The sequence below is a fragment of the Bacillus cereus group sp. RP43 genome (assembly GCF_040459645.1).
Lineage (GTDB): Bacteria > Bacillota > Bacilli > Bacillales > Bacillaceae_G > Bacillus_A > Bacillus_A mycoides_C.
Genome location: NZ_JARVHQ010000002.1, coordinates 76,812 through 94,585, shown reverse-complemented (window position 1 = coordinate 94,585; position 17,774 = coordinate 76,812). Strand labels below are relative to the sequence as shown.

The following is a 17,774-nucleotide window of genomic DNA, read 5'->3' as shown; positions in this document are numbered from 1 at the left end:
GAAAATTGTACGTTTAGACACATTTTGGACACAAATTAATTAGTTACCTGCACGTTAGGTTCAAAATAAATTATCAAAACCAAGTTTTCTTTACTCGTTACTTATTTTCACCAGTTTTTCTCCTTGTTCTAAAAGTGTTTCATAGTCATTGTTCTCTTTAATTTCTTTTCTTTTATTTTCAATTGTGGGCGTATTATTTATATTAAAGTACGTATTTAATACTTCATATGGTGTCTTTCCTTGTTTAGTTCCACTATCTTCAATAGCTTCTTTCCATGGAATATTTGCTTTATCCACGCTTAATTCAAGAGCTGAACCAGTCTCATATCTCATATTCCTCTCTAAAAACCTTGGAGATTCTGCCTGACCATTAGCAATGAAGTGGAAGGCCTCCATAAATGAAACATGATATCATCCCCCTTGTATAATCATCAAAGGTTGCAAAAAAAATTTAATAACCTGAGTCCATTTCAATATAGGACCCAGGTCGCTTAGTTGTGTTTTTTGAATTCTGACTACATGACAGGAATCACATTATTATTAATATCTTTTACTACTAACTTCTTTTTACTTAAATAAACTGCTCGATCCGATTTTTTTGCAACTTCTTGTGAATGCGTAACAACAATTACACATTTATTCTCTTGATGGGCGAGCTCCTGAAACAACTCAATAATCTCTTTTGCTGTTTCTCCATCAAGGTTTCCTGTGGGCTCATCAGCAATAAGCAATTCAACATTGCAGGATAGTGCTCGAGCAATTGCTACACGTTGTTGTTGTCCACCACTTAGTTGCAGGACATTTCGTTTCGCTTCTATTTCTGTGAGTCCTACTTTCTCTAATAGTTCTAATGCTTTTGCTTTTTTATTCTGTACTTTAACACCTGTAATTTCCATTGCCGTTAGTACATTCTGAAGAGCCGTCATATAGGTAATCAAATTATAAGATTGGAAAATCACAGATACATATTGATTACGGTATCGATCCAAACCAATTTTCCGAATATCCTTGCCCTTATACAGTACATAACCATTTTTAGGTATATCCAGCCCACAACCTAAGCTAAGCGTTGTGGTTTTACCAGATCCAGATGGACCTAAAATGGTATAGAAATGTCCTGTTTGAAAAGAAAAATCAACATTATCTAGTATTGTTACTTTTTTTCCGTTACTTTCATAATAATAATTTAAGTTTTTAAATTGTAAAATCGTCTCCATATCGGGCCTCCTTATTCATCTTTTAAAAGGATCTGTTTTGGATTTAAGCGTAGAATAGATAATGCTGGAAGAAGCGTTGCCAGCATAGCGATCCCTAATCCAAGCCCCCCTATTTTTCCTATACCCTCAGTTGAAATACTTATATCGATATTATCTACTGGATCTACTTCTACAGTAGGATTACCACTAAGTAGTGCTATAGGGTCTTCCGATTTATATTCATTCTTTGCTATTTCATTAGATAATAGATTATCACCGATTTTTTGAGAAATTTTCTCTCCTGTTGATAAAGATAAACCAAATGCTAATATAGCAATACACACTATCTCAACTAGTAATTGGCCCATTAGCTTCCACTTTTTCTCGCCTATAGATAACAAAATTCCCATTTCTTTTCTTCGTTCCTTAATAGATAACATGATAATTAATCCTAAAATAGTTGCACCTGCAATGGAGGCTATAATTACAATCATTTTCGAAAAAGATGCAATATTTTCGATTGGACCAATCATTTGTTTATATACCATATCTTGTGCATCCAATTCATAGTAATCTGGTAATCCTAATTTTTTTGCTTCCTCCTTAAATGCAGCAATATCCTTAGGGTCCTTTAATGAATACATTGCATTTTCCAATGAATTCATAACAGAATACGGTACATATATTTGATTAGCAGGCTCTAATAAAGCAAAAGATTGTCCTCCAAAAGATGAGGAGTCTTCTTCAGACTTATATATTCCTATAATTTCCAGATCTTTCGTGGTAAGTTCCTCTTCCATTACTTCACCTATTTGCAGTTTATCACCCACTTTTAAATTGTTTTTTTCAGCTAGCCTTTTTTCAATCATAGCAACGTTTTTCCCTACTGTTTTTGGCGTAATTCCCTTTCCTTCAACTAGTTTTAATTTTCTGTCTTGAGCAGCTTCTAATAAAGAAAAATCTCTAACACCCTGTAAAGTGAAATTTAAATTATTATTTGGGCCAAATGATTGAGCTCCTCCAAGTGATTCGACATAATGGAGCTCTTTCAGCTCAGCATTAGCACTTTTTAGATAATTATAGTGGTCTAAATACTTAGAGTTCTTTAATTTATCAGCTTCTTTCTCTTCGATAGCAGGTACCGTTCTTGCTCCACCAGTATTTTGATCACTGTTTATATATTTGTTTATATCTATTTTTAAGTTAACATTCGCTCCTAATTGTTGTCTGGCCAAGTCGGTAGCTTTACTTGATGCACTTTGAATGGTAAAACCAGCAAACACCAAATTAATTACAACTAGAAAAATAGCAAGTAATATAAGTGACTTTCCCTTTCTTGATTTTAAACTTAAAAATGATCGCTTGATAAAATTCATGCTTTTTAACCTCCTTAAGATTTATCCTAAAGTAGTAATCTGTAGGTGATATGGAGTTAATCTGGTTCTTGTGTAAAGGTTAAAAAAATAGAAACAAGTTGATAAATAGGTTTTTTTCCAGTTTTGGTGCGAAAATATCAAATTTTATGTCTAACAAATATAGATCGGACAAAATTTAAAAAATATTTATATGCAATAGTGTGGGTGCAAAACACTTACAGATTATATGATAATAAAACAGCTAGAACTACAGAGTAGGATCAATTTAAAAAATGTATGATAGCCACATTGAATATCATCATACTAAAAAGTGAGGTGCAACCGATGTTAGTAAATAAGACATCCGTATAGCATGGACACACTGCTTTGTTTTTTCTGATTCCTATTATTTTACAAAAGGTTAAAGAGCCCTTATTTACTTCTAAAATGTGTCTAAACGTACAATTTTCTTTTTTTGATATGGTGACCCCTTATAACTAGGTATCAATTCGTTTATTTGCAATGAAAAATCTGCCTTTGTTGTTGGTTTGTAATAAAATCGCGAAGTTTTGAAAAAAGTTTTATAGCGGATTTATAAAATAGTTGTTGCTAAACATGGTGTGAATTGGAATTCTACTCCATGTTTTCTTTTTAATCTTGTATAATAAATATAATGATATTTATATATTTTATATTAAACAATCAAATAGGAGGAATGAATGATATGTTAGATAAATTAAAAGAGCATTTTAAAGATGTAAATTTAGTATGTTCACAATGTGGTAAAACAGTCGAACATGGTGAACGATTTACAGTTTCTTTAGTATTACCTGAAGAAAAAACTATGCCTGTTGGACAATTAGATAAAGTATTAGCTAAGAGAGCAAACGAAATTTTATGTAGTAAATGTAGATAATGCTGAAATAAGAGCGAATCGTCACTATTCGCTTGCTAAAATTATCAAAATTTTTTAAAAAAACACAATATGTATGCACAAATATAGAAGTCATTTTAATAAATCTTTTTTCAAAATGGCTTCTATTTGTTTATTGTGAAGTGAGGGTTTGAGCACACTTTTTAATCAAACTTTAATTCAAGGCTACATTTGTCTACTATGGGTTAACCCTAATCATCCATTGGTTAGCTACTGAAAACACTTCGTTTCAATTGTATGATTAGGTTGTATGACATTAAGTTGAAAAATAATAGAGAAGACCCGAGTTTAAGTTTATTTGGAAATAAAAGTAAGTCTATAACCTATTTTTACACGTATCTCGGCTGTACCCCAAGTACACCTTAAATGGAAATTCTCTTTCTCTACAGTTAGTTATTTTGAGAATTCAGCTCATTTTTTCTTTTTGGGGATGATTACTTTTCTTAAGTTGATGGACATGTGGTGCTACCCCATCGCTATCAAGCTAAGCTCATACAACGTCAATTATAGTAAAAGGTGTTTCTTTTTTCTAAAGGCTAGGTGTAGGGACTTGAAAGATTTGCATACGAAATAAACCCTATCGGGTGTCATTTTTTGAATTAGGCCGCTTGATCATCAGACACGGTACAAGTGTAAACGACACCTAATATATCAAAGACTGTTTTTTTCTCATACCGATGAGATTTTCTCCCGTTTTGCTGTAGGAGGTTGAACAGGCGAATGAGAATTTTTGATAGTTCTTGGGTGTCTTTCTGTATGGCTTGATAAATAAGAAGAAAATAATCTTTAATCATATATATGGCCTTATATTCACTCAGTTCTCGTTTCTTTTTCATAAGAAGTAATTGTCGCATTTGAAACATAGTAGAAGAACAGAGTAGAATGGCGATCAGTTGCCCATATAAATGGCATTCCAATCTTTCTCGTTTTATCTTTTTACAATACTGAATATGAAAGAATGATTTCCACGTTTTAAATAAAATCTCGATTTGCCAACGTAAAGAATACCAATCATGTACTTGTCCCATCGGGACAATATCTGTAGGGGTGTTTGTCATATATACATTGATACCATTGAGACGTTTACTACGAGGGGAATACTTCATTCCCTTCTTTTTCTCTCTTACAGCTTGATCTTGTAATCGTTTTTGTTGTTGTTCTTTTGTTAGCTGATGAACAATCACGCGAGTTGGTACTTTATCAGTCATTCCTACATAAGCGTCGGATATTTCACATGTTTGTCCGGGTTGAAGAGAGTTCATTAAGGCCTCCATATCTATCTGTATATACTCTGTACCTTTCTTGATTCTTCCATCTTGAAAATAATCAGGGGTGGGATTTTTTTGATAAATACGTGTATTTGATTTAATACGAGAGATATAGTAAGCCTTTTTATCTTGTATGTGTTGAAGATCTTTCAAATGAAAATACCCTAAATCTCGGATACATAAATCATTCGCTGTCACAGTTGGAACACACAGGGAACCGTAGGTTCGATCATGTTGTTTCCCTGGAACCGTATGAATATGAAGGAACTGTCCACTTAATAAATCATACTCAAGCTGAATCTTTACTCCCGCTGTATGGCTGCATCCCCCTGCACCTGGATAAACGGATGAAAAAGGATCTGGAAGTTGAAATGCAGTCGAATCTAAAATACGAATACGCTTGAAAACAGAAGTATATGGAGAAGAAATCGGCATAGATGAGGTCAATTTTTTGCTTAATAGTTCGGCTAGTAGGTGTTGTAAAAGTTGGACGGCCGCCTTATTAAATCGTTGATTCAGTCCCTCAGGACTAATAAGTACTGCTGTTGCTGCTTCTAAACAGCTAGATAATTGAGTTAAAGAAGTCATAGCTACATTTTGGCTCACCCATACACATAAAGCGACTAAATCTTTTGCTTGGTACTTACTGGTTCGTTGTACGAAACCAACATCTCTAGCAAGATTCCGTAAGGTATTTGGAGATAAAAAACTTTGAATCTCTTGAGCAAATAGTTGTAATTCATCAGACACAGAAACAGACATAAAAAACGCCATCCTTTCCTATGATTCTACAGAAAGAATAGCGTATTTTTTCATTTTAGGGGATATTTTATTTTGTTAGTTTGATAGCGATAGGGTCACGCCACATGGCCATCAACTTAAGAAAAGTAATCACCCCAAAAATAAAAAAAGATTGACAAACTAAAGGACATTACATATTTTATATGACTAATATGTAATGTCCTTCGTTCTTCAACTAGCGCATTGGACTCTTGCACTACATAATAATCTATGTAGTCTATATTTTATTTGTTTTATAAGTATAATTAAGTACACAATTCAAAAAAATATTCACAACTACAGATTATGCACATTTAACCTAGTGGTGTGCATATAGCTTATCGCACACCACATTTCTTTAATACCTTATCTATAAATGGTGATTTATGTTCGCAATAGCTATCAACATCAAATTTAAACTTCTCAGATAAATCTATTTTTAATTGTGCATATTCATTTCTTAACTTATTATTTTGCCTTAAACAATTACGAAGTGCAATATGTTCTATATAGCCAATACCATCTTTAGGGCAAACATATAAATGATATTTTATATCTTCTTCAAATTCCCTTTGAAAAGCGTGTCTACCTGGAACACCACATTCACCTTGATAAATATATTCGAAACTTTCTAATCTTTCTATAATTTGTGGAAGTAACTTAATATCTTCAACAACCACATCAATATCAATTATTGGCTTAGCTGGTAGTCCTTCAACTGATGTGGAACCAACATGTTCAATATCTGTAATTAAATCGCCAATATAATTCTTTATCATTTTGGATATTTGAAAAAAATCATCTTTCCACTTTGGATTGTATTTTTCAATTACAACCATCTTAGTTCTTTCTGCCATAACAATTTAAACCTCCATTATTGATACTTTATTATATAATACTCCTTAAAGCATATCCCACAGTTTTTGTAAAATCATAGAATTTGGTACAAAGTGTACTGTAATAACTAAACATATATTTTCTTCCTCAATTTTTATGCACGGAAGATTTTTAATAAAAGAAATCTCTACTGTTCATTAATCCTTCCGTACCTCGAATTTAATTGATGAATGGAAAAAACTGATTGTCATGGTGGATCACTCACTTTTAAAATAATACAATAACATTATATACCAAATCTCCATTTTTAAATACCGGATTGAGGTGCTTCCCCGTTATCATCGAACGAAGATACATTCTATATTCTTATAAAAACCGAATTTCCTAGTGGTTTTAAGATAAAAGTAGTATTTTTGTCGTTTTGGGGGGACGTTACAATATTAGCTTGATGTGCATGTGGTGCTACCCCACATCCATCAACTTAAGGTATCTTTTTATACAAAATGTGGTTTTTTCACGTAGTCTTTTATTATCTTTTATAGATAGCATAAAAGTAGGTACATCAAATAAACCCTGACGGGTTTCAAATTTTTCGCTATGTTACCTGATGGGCAGAAGTGGTATCATCTTCTCGTAGTTCTCCTAGCATTTTTTTGAGTTGTTCGCGATCCTTTGTCACTCCAGAAATTTCCTCTTCAAAAATAATGTCCATTTATTGAAGAAGCCATAGAGATAGAATAGCTTTATTACATTTTGTCTTATTCCCCTTTTTCGGAGGATAAGCAAAAACACCCAAATTCAAATTAGATTCGGAATGTATCAAGTACATTATCTTTTTCTTCTTTATTAATTCCAATGTATCTTAGTGTAATTTGTGGTGTACTATGATTCAATATTTCTTGTAACATAGCAATATCTTTTGTTTGCTTGTAAAACCAATATCCAAATGTTTTACGCATGGTATGAGTACCTAAAGATTCTACTCCGGCAAAATCCCCAGCTTTTTGTAACTGTCGATATGCTTGAATTTTACTAATAGGTTTATCACCTTTTCGAGAAGGAAACAACCAGGTACTTTTTAAACCCTCAGCGTATGGAAATACTTCTTCAAAAATAGATGTAATATTTATGATACGCTCCTTTTCTGTTTTTCCTTCTCTTACTTTAAATTCTTTTCGTTTTTTTCGCTTCAGTTTTAAAATTTCCCCTGTTTCCATTTTAAGTAAATCACTGACACGTAATCCTGTATTGATCCCAATCAGGAATAAAATGTAATCACGATCTGAACAATGACGTTTAAGTGACCATTTCATGTCATTAATCTGTTCAATGCTCCGAATTGGTTGTACATCAATTAAATGTTGCTTTTTATCCACCTGCTTTTCAATCCCTTTATTTTCAATGATTTGAATGTATACTTTTTTGTATATTTTTATAATATCAATGGAATTAGCTAAAAGTCAATGTTTAAGGGGAAATGAATGTAAACTTTTGGCTAAAAGTTTACATTCGGATTTTGAATCATTTATAGCTAATTTTTGTAATAAATTTCTCAATATAGATATACTTGTTAATTATGGTTTTAATACTCAAAATTAACAAAAAATAAAGTATAATAAAAATATGATGGTTATCACTTATGTTTACTCCTTGTGCTGAGGATAAGATCGTATTCTTCGATCTTATCTTTTTTTGTTTGTAGAAATTTAATGCAAAAAAATAGAATCCTTAGTATAAGGATTCTGCAACAGGAAATAACAAAATATAAACAATTGTAGCTCTGGTATGCACGATAATTGATAAATTTGTAAAAGATATTTTTCGTATTGAACACTCTGAATAAACTTTTCATACATAAATTGAAACTCCATAATAATAATCTTTTTCTATAATAGTTATCTTTTTGTATGTAACGAGCAACGAAAGTATATGTATAATATTTAATAAAGTAAAATTGATAAATGTAATCGTTTGTTAGAACAGATTATCGTTTAATATCTGTTCTTTTTTGCGTGATGCTGGAGAAATATATTACTCCAGCATTTACTGTTTTATGACAAAAAATATTGGTAACTTTTTTAAAAATAAGGTTAAGTTCGTTGACAACTTTTTTGAAAAGCACTTTATTGACATGAGTTTTAGAATGTTGTTTCATAGTCTTTGTATTGAAAAAAATCGACGGTCATGTCGAAAAGTAAAAGTTAAAAAAAGAAAGAATTTATACATATATCTTGTGTCTTATTTTGAAACGTAATACAATATATAGAGAAATCAAGAAACGACATACAGAGAATATAGATTGGAGAGGGAGGGTCGGAAATGTTAGTTGCATATGATTCTATGACAGGAAACGTGAAGCGTTTCATTCACAAATTAAATATGCCGGCCGTTCAAATTGATGAAGCTCTAGTATTAGATGAAGACTTTATTCTTATTACGTATACAACAGGTTTTGGAAATGTACCGGAACGTGTTTTAGACTTTTTAGAACGCAATAATGAAAAATTAAAAGGCGTATCTGCAAGTGGCAATCGTAATTGGGGAGACATGTTTGGTGCAAGTGCTGACAAAATTTCTGCTAAATATGAAGTGCCTATTGTATCAAAATTTGAGTTATCTGGAACAAATAATGATGTAGAATATTTTAAGGAAAAGATGGTAAGTTTGATTAGAAGAGATGAAATCTAAAATATGGACGTTTTTACACGCTTCTCGATTAACCCCCTGTTTATGTCCGTAAATAAGTAGAGGAATTTTCTTACTCTGAACATATATGCGCTCCTAGACCAGGTGTATTTCAATTATATGGTATAATTAATATATGGGGTATTACTTAACCTAGACCAGGATTGTCCGTAAAGAAGTAGAGGCATTGGATCTTGCTTTAAACATATATGGGCTCCTAGACCGGGTGTATTTCGGTTATATGGTATAATTAATATATGGGGTATTACTTAACCAAAAAAAATAATCCTAACCAGGATTAGCTAAATTCTACATACTCAATATTGCTAATTAAGTAGATGTATATTGGTTTTTAAATATATTCAAAAACCACTCTTTAGAAATACTAGTTCTCTTAAGTGCTTTTTGTTTTGCTAAAATTCACGGGTGGCTCCCGTTTAATATAAATACTTTACATACGGAAAGGATGTGTAAGACAATAATTCACTAACTTATGTAAGAACGTAGTCATTTAAAAATGAAAAACGAAAGGATAGATTAAAATGTTAACTACAAGTATAATTACATTTCTTCTTAAGAATGCAATCCCAGGACTGCTTCTTAATATATTCATAGTATTATGTCCCTCTTTGAATGCAGGGATTCCGATTACATCTTTTCTAATTTGGAAAAACGCAAGATTCCAAATTTCAGCTGTGATATTTTCTTTAACAATAGTGTTACTTTTAAGTCTTTATGTGTATTTGAGTATGCCTGCTACGTTAATGATTCAACTTTTTTTATTTCTATGTCAATTTGGGTTATTTCTTTTGGGACAGCTGGCTGGCTATTTCCAAAAGAAAAGAGAAGAAAACACTAATAGTAACAAGTTAAGTGCTTAAGGTTGGCTGACCTTTTTGCACGATTAACTCCTTCCTTGGCTGGGAAGGGGTTTTTACTTATATACTAATTATTCTACATAACCAATATTATCATACACGTTAATAAATAACAATAATTATGTGTCATAGGATTACACCAAAAATGCGTCACAGGATTACACTAGAAATACAACACAGGATTACACTAGAAATACAACACAGGATTACACCAGAAATGCGTCACAGGATTACACTAGAAATACAACACAGGATTACACTAGAAATACAACACAGGATTACACCAGAAATGCGTCACAGGATTACACTAGAAATACAACACAGGATTACACCAGAAATTATTAATACTTTATGTGTAATTGGGGTTCGACCGAGATACTTGTAAAAGTAAGCCTATGACTCAAAATTACATGTATATCGGCTGTACCCTTATAATAGCTTTTCTTTTAATTAATGCAATGATGAATTCCCTCTCTTTTCTCGCATATACACTGCAAATTGCATCATTTCTTCTTGGGTAAATTGTTTTCCTTGAGTTTCCCCTTGTTTAGCCGTCCCAATAAATACTAAATCATCCCATTTGGAAAACGGTGCTTCTCCTTTAAAAACCATTTCACTATATCTTTTCCATTCCCCATTAATGTTCACTACATTATATCTTCCCTCATTTGCTAAGAAACTCATTGCAAACATTTTATCCGAGTAATAGAAATCACATTCTCTATTCGGATCGAGTAATTCTTCCCAACTAATATTAGCCTTTAAATCTTCTTCTGGAATTTCACGTTTCTCTGTTTCAATAAGTTCATAAGATGAAATTGGTAAATCGTCTAATTCATCATCATATATTTCTTTCATGATCCAACAGTCTTTACTTGCGCCTTCTGCATAATATTGATACCAGCTATTGTCATGCGTTTTAAATACATAAATAAATTCATTTGTAACTGTCTTACGATAAGTTTCAACGATATAACTGCGATCAAAATTCCCCGTTTGGTCATATAGTGTATCATCATCATGATAAGTTTCAGTTTCAATAATGAGTTTCTTTTTCTCGCCCTCAATTATATATTCATAGCCGTCGACTACTGGAAAGTCTTCTGGATAATCATTCATACACCTTTTTTCCATTAAGCAATCCTTTACTTTGCTTATGGCTGCTTCAGGAATCTCTTCTAACTCTACGAACTTTTCGAATTCATTATTAATATCTATTCCATAAGGTTCTAATATTTGATGCAATTGTCTAGCAACCCTTGTTTCTTCATAAATCATATATTCATACTCTTTAGGATTGAATTCTGTTACTAAAACATATGTATCCAAAGGGTTTATCGTATATGTATTTACCCATTTATTAGGCTGATTGAAAACTCCGTGTGGGATTAAATATCCCCATAGCACCACATACTTCTGAAATTTCTCTTCTGGTACTACAAAATAAGATGAACCTTCGTTTGTTTCTCTTTCTAGTACACGTTTTCCACTGAACAATTTACGCATATACATACCCCCATGATTAGTACAAAATAATAAAATATAAGGCTCATACTAAGTGTAATACTATCATATTTAAATTGAAATACGGCTCTTGGTACATATTTCGCAAGAAATCTATCCGATATAAAAATAATATCGCCATTTCACATAAGATAGTATCCAAAACAAACGAGACCGAATCCATTAAGCGGATTAACTAAGCACAAAATTAAATGTAGACTATTGATTATGTATTTTATTTTTTATTAAACATTACGGTACGTGAAATTTTATATTTCTTTATTATAAAAGCCCCCATAGATCGTACACCTATGAGAACTACCTAAGGGTATTTAGACTTTCGACTCCATTCTATTGTAACAGGCTTTCACCATACATGAGAAACATAATGAACCAAAAACAGACCATCATAATAAGAAATTCTTTAAACCCTTGCTGAAAGGAAATACGCCCTTCTTCCATTCTACATGCCCCTTTTCTCTACAACTTTTTATATGTTAAAATATAGAGGAAAGAAACCTGCCAATTTCTTTCCCAGACGGTCACTCATGACTTTGCTCTTTGTTTGCTTTTGCAAATGAAGAGCTTTTATTTTGCATACTTATACTTGCTTTCTAACATCGCATAGCGCAATAGCTTTAACTTTGTCTCTTTTTTCAATGCTTTCCACTCAGATACACCAATTTTCATTTTTCATTCCTCCAATAATTAAATTTGTTATTTATATAGCTTATAAGTTCCAGTTGTAAATCTTTCTAATTTGTTTATCGCTAAACCCTTCATGGACAGCGAAGATTTCTGGAAAATCAGAGATACACAAATCAATAATTGTATTATCAGTTGTTCTTATATAGTAATATTGAACAGCTCCCTCATAATTTGAATATAAATAGTATTTATGAATTTTATAATCTAATCCATTTTTCTCTAATACCTCATAAAGCTTATTTTTAGTTTCATCCATTACGTCAAAAATAGTTAACTGCTCCATCATTAACAGCTCCTCATTGCGTAAATTTACTAAACTAACTCTAAGAACAAGGCTGTTTCATTATGTTCATTGGTATGCACATTAAACCTTTTTCCGGTAGCTTCTAATGCACTAAAAAGCATTCTTTTATATCCTATATCCATAAAATCTACACTGATTTGACCATGATTCATAATAAATTGAAGATCAGCCATCATCTTTTTAACTTTTCGTTCCATGTAATAACCTCCTCAATAAAGTTATATAACTTATATAACTATTCTATTACTCATTTTTCTGGTTGTCAATATAAGTTATATAACTTATAATATTTTTTATAGAGGAGGTTGTTATATGGCTGTTAATAAAGACAAGTACACTCAAATTTTAGTTACTTTTACAAAAGAACAAGTAGAACAAATAGAAAATTATTGGCATGAAAATAAGCTGAAGAATCGAAATGAAGCAATTCGTCAGATCGTAGACAAAGGGTTAAGTCGTAAATAATGACTGCCCTTTTTATTTTCCCTAAAAAACCTAAAAACGCATGTAAAGTCCGTTTCTCCCTTTACATACGTTTTTATGACAAATACGACTTATTATATTAACAACTAATTAAAAGTCTCATACAATCAAATCTGAAGAGTCATTTTTGTGTTAAACTGATTTTTCTCATGTATTCTTTAAACAAATGAAAAAGAGCCGGATTTTCATCACAGCTCATGTATTAATTGGTTCTGTATGTGTACATGTGGGATATTGAGAACAGCCAAAAAACTTATTTCCTGCTTTATTCGAATTTCGAATGACTAAATCATGTTTACATGTTGGACATTTCCGTTCTGCAGGTGTTACCCCTTGATATACATCTTCAGCCGAATATTCGGGATTAATTTTATTAATCAATTTCTGAAGTTCTACACGATCTATTAGTTTTACATTACAAGCTTCCGCTAATTCCTTTGCTTGTCTTGTATATACACTGTTTGTTACAACCCAGCCCTCATGTGCTTCGTAATAGGCTTGTGCTGCATATATCTCTTGTACGGCACTGATGCCAACTCTATTTTTCATCCCGTAGCGTTTCGCCTGGATTACAATACGATTTTTCCCCTTCAATACCAGATCCGCTCCGAAATCATTTGACTGCTTTGTTACTGTTGGAGAATAACCCAACTCTCGAAAGAGAGCTTTTAGATATACTTCGAATTGATTTCCGTCCATTTTGTCTATATAGCGAATACCGGACTTAGCTATTCGCTTCAGTATTCTTCGCTCCTGGATCTTTCGGTACACAAATTTACAAATACGTAAAAGAACATAAATGATAAAACCGTAAATCAAAACCTGTAGTATGTTTGGCATAGATGGTATATTAGACACTTCTTTCCACCTCTTTGATTGGCTTCATTTTCTTTGGTTGTGCTGTTTCTTTTGGCTGTTGTTCATTCACTTGTTTCTTCCGGACATCGTTCCAATCTTTTTCATGCGTTGGGATATCCTCTTTAAGATCTACAAAGCATTTCATCGTCTGAATGAAGTCTTTCCCAGCCTTATCATTATCAACTGCCATTATGACCTCTTTAATATCGTACCCTTCTTTTTTCGCATCCATTAAAGATTGAATCACCGTTTTTGACTTCAATCCATGCATAGAGACCAGGCGAGCGTTTTGTATTTTATTTTGCTTGATACTCCAATGTGATAACATGTCGATTGGATCTTCATAAAAATAGATCTTATCCGGCTTACCCACATCAACCGTAAAACCTGCATTGATTTTTTCATAATTCGGGACGATTTGTTTAAAGCTGCCTCTTTTATTCTCCATTTTCACAGTACCTTGACGGTTCATTCCAATTACTTGCCCTTTGCCACCCTCTTCTCTCCATTTGAACACCACATTATTTTTCTTATCCTGGGCGATGAGATCCTTTTTAATCAGCCAGTTCACCAAGCGAGGATCTATTTTCCGTTCATGAATTAGATATTCTTTAGTCTCTGTTTGCTTATTTACTTCTAAGTGTTTGGGATAGATGAAGGGCTGCTGCTCTTTTTTGCGTTCCTCTTCAGCTTTAGAACGATCAAGCTCTTTATAGTCCCCCTTCTGAATGTCCATCACGGCTTGTGGGAATGTCATGTCATAGTACATCATCGCAAAGCTAATCGCTCCATATCCTTTTTCCCCTCGACTATTCCAGGCGTATTGATTCCCTTTAATGATGAGGCTGTCATGCTCCGTATGACGATAATAGTTTCCTTCTTTCTTAAACGTTTCTCCTTTTGCTTCCAGATATGAAATCAAGTCAACTTTTCTTGCTTTCATCGCATCCTCCGTACTGACACGTGCCATTACGGAATCCCCCCTTTACTCTATAAAATGAAATAAAAAAGAGGACTATTCCGTTTCCTAGTCCTCTTTTACATACATTCAATTTTTATTTGCCGAATAAGAATTTTAATCGCTTCTCCTGTACGCTGTATGATAAACGAGCATCAAATTTTTTCCCGTTTTTGTTCGAGATAAACCCTTTAATCTGATCCGTTACATTCTTTTCTAATAACTTTTTCACATGGTTACTACTTAGATTTTTACCAGAGAATGTACCAAAAATAATGAAGTCACAGCCTTTTTTGTATTTCTCACATAAGTAATTACTTTTCCCTACAAGAACTCTACTTTTACATAATGGACATTTGCCAATGGTACGATCTTCAGTCGTTGGAAAACGGAATTTTAAACTTCCGTCCGCTTCCATATAGATAGCTGCTGTAAATTCTCCCTTTTCCCCTTCAAAGCCATTTATAAAATCAGTCGTTTTATACTGAATCAGCTTTTTCATTTGATTACCAGGGATCGCTTTCCCTTTCATCTTTGCTGGTAACATAAAATCACATCCGTTTTTATGCTCCGTGCATCCATAAAATGTTTTACGATGAAGGATCTCACCTTTTTTACATTTTGGGCATTTACCAAATGATAGCTCCTCTTGTGTGGGGAACTGAAATTTGATATTTCCCTCATGTAATACTAGATAAGCGGAAAACTCTTTCTCATTGGACTTAAACCCTTTTAAAAGATCTGTTTTCTTATCCTCAAACAGCTTTTTCGCTTGCGCCTCCGGAATCGCTTTTTCTTTAATTTTCTTTGGTAAGGAAATTTTACATTCTGGATAATTACTGCACCCATAGAAATTACCTTTATGAAGGATTTTTCCTTTTCTACAAGGGCATTTGCACACCTCAATCTGCTGATTCCAGGTATTAATGATAATATCGGACACCTTATCATCCATTGCGCCTAATTGCTCTACCGTATCCTTTACAAACGTATTTGTTTTCTCTACAAATTCCTCATATTTCATTTCATTCTTTTCGATCATGTAGATCATCCCTTCCATTTCAGCCGTATAAGATGGATTTTTGATTTCATCTACCGGAAAAGCATCTATAAACGCACGACCAATATTAGTGGTTCGAATCTGACTGTTGGTAACATCAATATAGCTTCGCTCTAACAGTTTCGGAATAAACGTTTCTTCCGTTGCGACTGTCCCAATCCGTTTTCCTTTCATAAGTTCTTTCAAATGTTCATCATCTAATTTACGTCCTGCTGTCTCCATAAAGGTTAAAATGGAGCTTTCCGTATGAAAGGCTGGTTTCTTTGTTCGGGACTCAATCAAGTCATACTGAACGATTCTGAAAGAATCTCCTTCTCGTAAAATAGGTATCTGAAATGCTTCAACCGATCCCTCTTCTATATCCTCTTGAAACACACTTAGAAACCCTTTCTCTTGTAGGATCTTTTCTTTTGTACTGTATGTGTTGCCCTCTTGATCTATAAAATGTACTTCTCTTACCAGGTAGATTGCTGGTTTCATAAAGTTCCCGATAAATCGTTTTACAATTAAGTCATATAACTGTTTTTCTAATAGATCTCGGCTGGTCCCGACATATAATTTTGTTGTTGGGATGATGGCAAAGTGACTACTGACTAATTCATCATTAAATGTAGTGTGTTTTTTTGTAATAGAAGATGGGATTACTTGTTGTACGAGATTTGCATAGGCGCTTTTTTCTAGTGTTCCCATTACTTCTTTCACTCGTTCCACTTGTTCTGTAGGTAAATGCCTGGATGAAGAACGAGGATATGTGATAAAGCCTTCTTCATACAAACTCTGAATATGTTTTTTTGCTGTTTCCGCATTTATCTTCAATTTGGCGTGAGCATCTTTGTAGATGTCTGTTAAGTTATATAATAATTTTGGTTTCTTTTTTCTCGTACTTTCTTTAAATTCCGTTACGATTACATTGGTTTCTTTCAAACTATCTCCAAGTTTTTGGAGTGGGGATGGATCTATAAGTTGTTCTTCTGTTTTCATCACCGGTGATAAACCGTTTTCGGTTAGTAGCTTCAAATTGTAGTAGGTTTGTTCTTTATAATTTTGGATAGCAAGTTCCCTTTGACGGATTTCATTTAAGATACACATTTGAACACGACCAGAAGCCAATAAAAATTGATTTTTTGCTAGTCTGGATGTACAACCTCTCGTAACATTAATTCCTAGAATGTAATCTAGGTATTGCCTTGCTTTAGCGGATTGAGCAAGTCCTTCATAGTCTGCTCCTGGTTCTAATCGGTTCAAAGCCCCCTCTAATTCTGCGGCCTCATAAGAAGAGATAAAAAGACGGGATTCTCGCTTGTTAACACTTGCATGTTGATATATCTCTCGATAGATAAGCTCACCCTCTTTATCTGCATCACAGGAGTTGACCACATGGTCTACATCGGGGCGATTTAACAACTTAACCAATATTTGAACTTGTTCGAGACTATCCGATTTCACTTTATATTCCGGCTCCAAAATAATTGGTAAATGTTCAAATTTAAATTCTTTGTATCTCTCGTCCATCTCTTCTGGATGTTTTAGTTCTAATAAATGCCCTCGGCACCAACTAATAATGTAATTTTCATTTTCATAGTAGCCATAATATGGCTTACTTCCTGGATGCTTTTGCGAGTTTCTAAATCTAGGTGATTTTAATAATTCAACAGCTACCTTCGGCTTTTCTGCAATAAACAATGTTTTTCCCATACGTAATACCTCCTATTAATCTGCAATTTCAGTTTCACGCTTCCATTTCTTATTTCTCCGCTTTTTCACCATTCTGTGACCAAATAATAACAACATGTTCAAAAAGACTGCTACAAGGAACATACAGCCTGCAAACAGCCATACATTCATGACGTTCACTCCTTTCTTTCTACAAAAAAGAAAGAGGGCTTTTCCTTTTACCCTCTTTCTTTTTTAGATATAAAAAAAATCACTTTCCGTTTTCTCAATTGAGTAACAAAAAATGATTTAAT

General features: G+C 33.1%; 16 protein-coding genes and 1 pseudogene. 3 read left to right on the top strand and 14 right to left on the bottom strand.

Going from position 1 to position 17,774, the window contains the following annotated elements; all coding sequences use genetic code 11:
- Positions 1–90: 90 nt before the first annotated feature.
- From QCI75_RS27185 to QCI75_RS27170, 3 genes and pseudogenes are all read right to left on the bottom strand, one after another.
- Positions 91–411 (bottom strand): annotated as a pseudogene (locus QCI75_RS27185) (hypothetical protein); the annotation flags it as partial.
- Between the two features lie 104 nt (positions 412–515).
- Complete coding sequence (locus QCI75_RS27175; RefSeq protein WP_353761657.1) at positions 516–1,217, bottom strand: ABC transporter ATP-binding protein; 702 nt, start codon at positions 1,215–1,217, stop codon at positions 516–518.
- A gap of 11 nt (positions 1,218–1,228) precedes the next feature.
- Positions 1,229–2,572 (bottom strand): ABC transporter permease, encoded by a 1,344-nt coding sequence (locus QCI75_RS27170; protein ID WP_353761656.1) that lies wholly within the window; start codon positions 2,570–2,572, stop codon positions 1,229–1,231.
- A gap of 703 nt (positions 2,573–3,275) precedes the next feature.
- Here QCI75_RS27170 and QCI75_RS27165 point away from each other — a divergent pair.
- Complete coding sequence (locus tag QCI75_RS27165) at positions 3,276–3,467, top strand: hypothetical protein (RefSeq protein WP_353761655.1); 192 nt, start codon at positions 3,276–3,278, stop codon at positions 3,465–3,467.
- 617 nt (positions 3,468–4,084) lie between these two features.
- Here QCI75_RS27165 and QCI75_RS27160 read toward each other — a convergent pair.
- From QCI75_RS27160 to QCI75_RS27145, 4 genes are all read right to left on the bottom strand, one after another.
- Positions 4,085–5,515 carry an IS4 family transposase gene (locus tag QCI75_RS27160; protein ID WP_353761654.1) on the bottom strand — a complete coding sequence of 477 codons (1,431 nt, stop codon included), beginning with the start codon at positions 5,513–5,515 and terminating at the stop codon, positions 4,085–4,087.
- A 356-nt stretch (positions 5,516–5,871) separates the two neighbouring features.
- Positions 5,872–6,390: a GrpB family protein gene (locus tag QCI75_RS27155; protein ID WP_353761652.1), complete on the bottom strand. Its 519-nt coding sequence runs from the start codon at positions 6,388–6,390 to the stop codon at positions 5,872–5,874.
- Positions 6,391–6,965: 575 nt separating this feature from the next.
- The gene (locus QCI75_RS27150; protein WP_483299480.1) at positions 6,966–7,082 is read right to left on the bottom strand and encodes a resolvase; all 117 of its coding nucleotides are present in this window, start codon (positions 7,080–7,082) and stop codon (positions 6,966–6,968) included.
- A 91-nt stretch (positions 7,083–7,173) separates the two neighbouring features.
- A complete protein-coding gene (locus tag QCI75_RS27145; RefSeq protein WP_353761651.1) occupies positions 7,174–7,746 on the bottom strand; it encodes a tyrosine-type recombinase/integrase in 573 nt (190 codons plus the stop codon).
- Positions 7,747–8,689: 943 nt separating this feature from the next.
- Between QCI75_RS27145 and nrdI the strand changes: the two genes are divergently transcribed.
- Complete coding sequence (gene nrdI, locus QCI75_RS27140; protein WP_353761649.1) at positions 8,690–9,058, top strand: class Ib ribonucleoside-diphosphate reductase assembly flavoprotein NrdI; 369 nt, start codon at positions 8,690–8,692, stop codon at positions 9,056–9,058.
- Positions 9,059–10,383: 1,325 nt separating this feature from the next.
- Here nrdI and QCI75_RS27135 read toward each other — a convergent pair.
- From QCI75_RS27135 to QCI75_RS27125, 3 genes are all read right to left on the bottom strand, one after another.
- A complete protein-coding gene (locus tag QCI75_RS27135; protein ID WP_353761648.1) occupies positions 10,384–11,439 on the bottom strand; it encodes a hypothetical protein in 1,056 nt (351 codons plus the stop codon).
- Between the two features lie 727 nt (positions 11,440–12,166).
- On the bottom strand, positions 12,167–12,430 hold the full coding sequence (locus QCI75_RS27130; protein ID WP_074594694.1) for a hypothetical protein: 264 nt from the start codon (positions 12,428–12,430) through the stop codon (positions 12,167–12,169).
- Between the two features lie 26 nt (positions 12,431–12,456).
- Positions 12,457–12,645, bottom strand: a complete 189-nt coding sequence (locus QCI75_RS27125; RefSeq protein WP_353761647.1) for a hypothetical protein — start codon at positions 12,643–12,645, stop codon at positions 12,457–12,459.
- A gap of 115 nt (positions 12,646–12,760) precedes the next feature.
- Between QCI75_RS27125 and QCI75_RS27120 the strand changes: the two genes are divergently transcribed.
- Positions 12,761–12,913, top strand: a complete 153-nt coding sequence (locus QCI75_RS27120) for a ribbon-helix-helix domain-containing protein (protein WP_000290205.1) — start codon at positions 12,761–12,763, stop codon at positions 12,911–12,913.
- Positions 12,914–13,126: 213 nt separating this feature from the next.
- On the opposite strand, the gene QCI75_RS27115 is transcribed toward QCI75_RS27120, so the two are convergent.
- From QCI75_RS27115 to QCI75_RS27100, 4 genes are all read right to left on the bottom strand, one after another.
- On the bottom strand, positions 13,127–13,789 hold the full coding sequence (locus QCI75_RS27115) for a restriction endonuclease (RefSeq protein WP_353761645.1): 663 nt from the start codon (positions 13,787–13,789) through the stop codon (positions 13,127–13,129).
- Positions 13,782–14,759 carry a DUF3991 domain-containing protein gene (locus tag QCI75_RS27110; protein ID WP_353761643.1) on the bottom strand — a complete coding sequence of 326 codons (978 nt, stop codon included), beginning with the start codon at positions 14,757–14,759 and terminating at the stop codon, positions 13,782–13,784. The genes QCI75_RS27115 and QCI75_RS27110 overlap by 8 nt, the downstream gene beginning before the upstream one ends.
- Before the next feature lie 85 nt (positions 14,760–14,844).
- Positions 14,845–17,502: a type IA DNA topoisomerase gene (locus QCI75_RS27105; protein WP_353761642.1), complete on the bottom strand. Its 2,658-nt coding sequence runs from the start codon at positions 17,500–17,502 to the stop codon at positions 14,845–14,847.
- A gap of 15 nt (positions 17,503–17,517) precedes the next feature.
- Positions 17,518–17,652: a hypothetical protein gene (locus QCI75_RS27100; protein WP_002193615.1), complete on the bottom strand. Its 135-nt coding sequence runs from the start codon at positions 17,650–17,652 to the stop codon at positions 17,518–17,520.
- Positions 17,653–17,774 lie beyond the last annotated feature (122 nt).

What these genes read in the sequence shown, in the direction of transcription:
- QCI75_RS27100 (WP_002193615.1), bottom strand. Translation starts at nt 17,652, where the DNA reads ATGAATGTATGGCTGTTTGCAGGCTGTATGTTCCTTGTAGCAGTCTTT.
- QCI75_RS27130 (WP_074594694.1), bottom strand. Translation starts at nt 12,430, where the DNA reads ATGATGGAGCAGTTAACTATTTTTGACGTAATGGATGAAACTAAAAAT.
- QCI75_RS27175 (WP_353761657.1), bottom strand. Translation starts at nt 1,217, where the DNA reads ATGGAGACGATTTTACAATTTAAAAACTTAAATTATTATTATGAAAGT.
- QCI75_RS27105 (WP_353761642.1), bottom strand. Translation starts at nt 17,502, where the DNA reads ATGGGAAAAACATTGTTTATTGCAGAAAAGCCGAAGGTAGCTGTTGAA.
- QCI75_RS27170 (WP_353761656.1), bottom strand. Translation starts at nt 2,572, where the DNA reads ATGAATTTTATCAAGCGATCATTTTTAAGTTTAAAATCAAGAAAGGGA.
- QCI75_RS27150 (WP_483299480.1), bottom strand. Translation starts at nt 7,082, where the DNA reads ATGGACATTATTTTTGAAGAGGAAATTTCTGGAGTGACAAAGGATCGC.
- QCI75_RS27155 (WP_353761652.1), bottom strand. Translation starts at nt 6,390, where the DNA reads ATGGCAGAAAGAACTAAGATGGTTGTAATTGAAAAATACAATCCAAAG.
- nrdI (WP_353761649.1), top strand. Translation starts at nt 8,690, where the DNA reads ATGTTAGTTGCATATGATTCTATGACAGGAAACGTGAAGCGTTTCATT.
- QCI75_RS27135 (WP_353761648.1), bottom strand. Translation starts at nt 11,439, where the DNA reads ATGCGTAAATTGTTCAGTGGAAAACGTGTACTAGAAAGAGAAACAAAC.
- QCI75_RS27120 (WP_000290205.1), top strand. Translation starts at nt 12,761, where the DNA reads ATGGCTGTTAATAAAGACAAGTACACTCAAATTTTAGTTACTTTTACA.
- QCI75_RS27165 (WP_353761655.1), top strand. Translation starts at nt 3,276, where the DNA reads ATGTTAGATAAATTAAAAGAGCATTTTAAAGATGTAAATTTAGTATGT.
- QCI75_RS27125 (WP_353761647.1), bottom strand. Translation starts at nt 12,645, where the DNA reads ATGGAACGAAAAGTTAAAAAGATGATGGCTGATCTTCAATTTATTATG.
- QCI75_RS27160 (WP_353761654.1), bottom strand. Translation starts at nt 5,515, where the DNA reads ATGTCTGTTTCTGTGTCTGATGAATTACAACTATTTGCTCAAGAGATT.
- QCI75_RS27110 (WP_353761643.1), bottom strand. Translation starts at nt 14,759, where the DNA reads ATGGCACGTGTCAGTACGGAGGATGCGATGAAAGCAAGAAAAGTTGAC.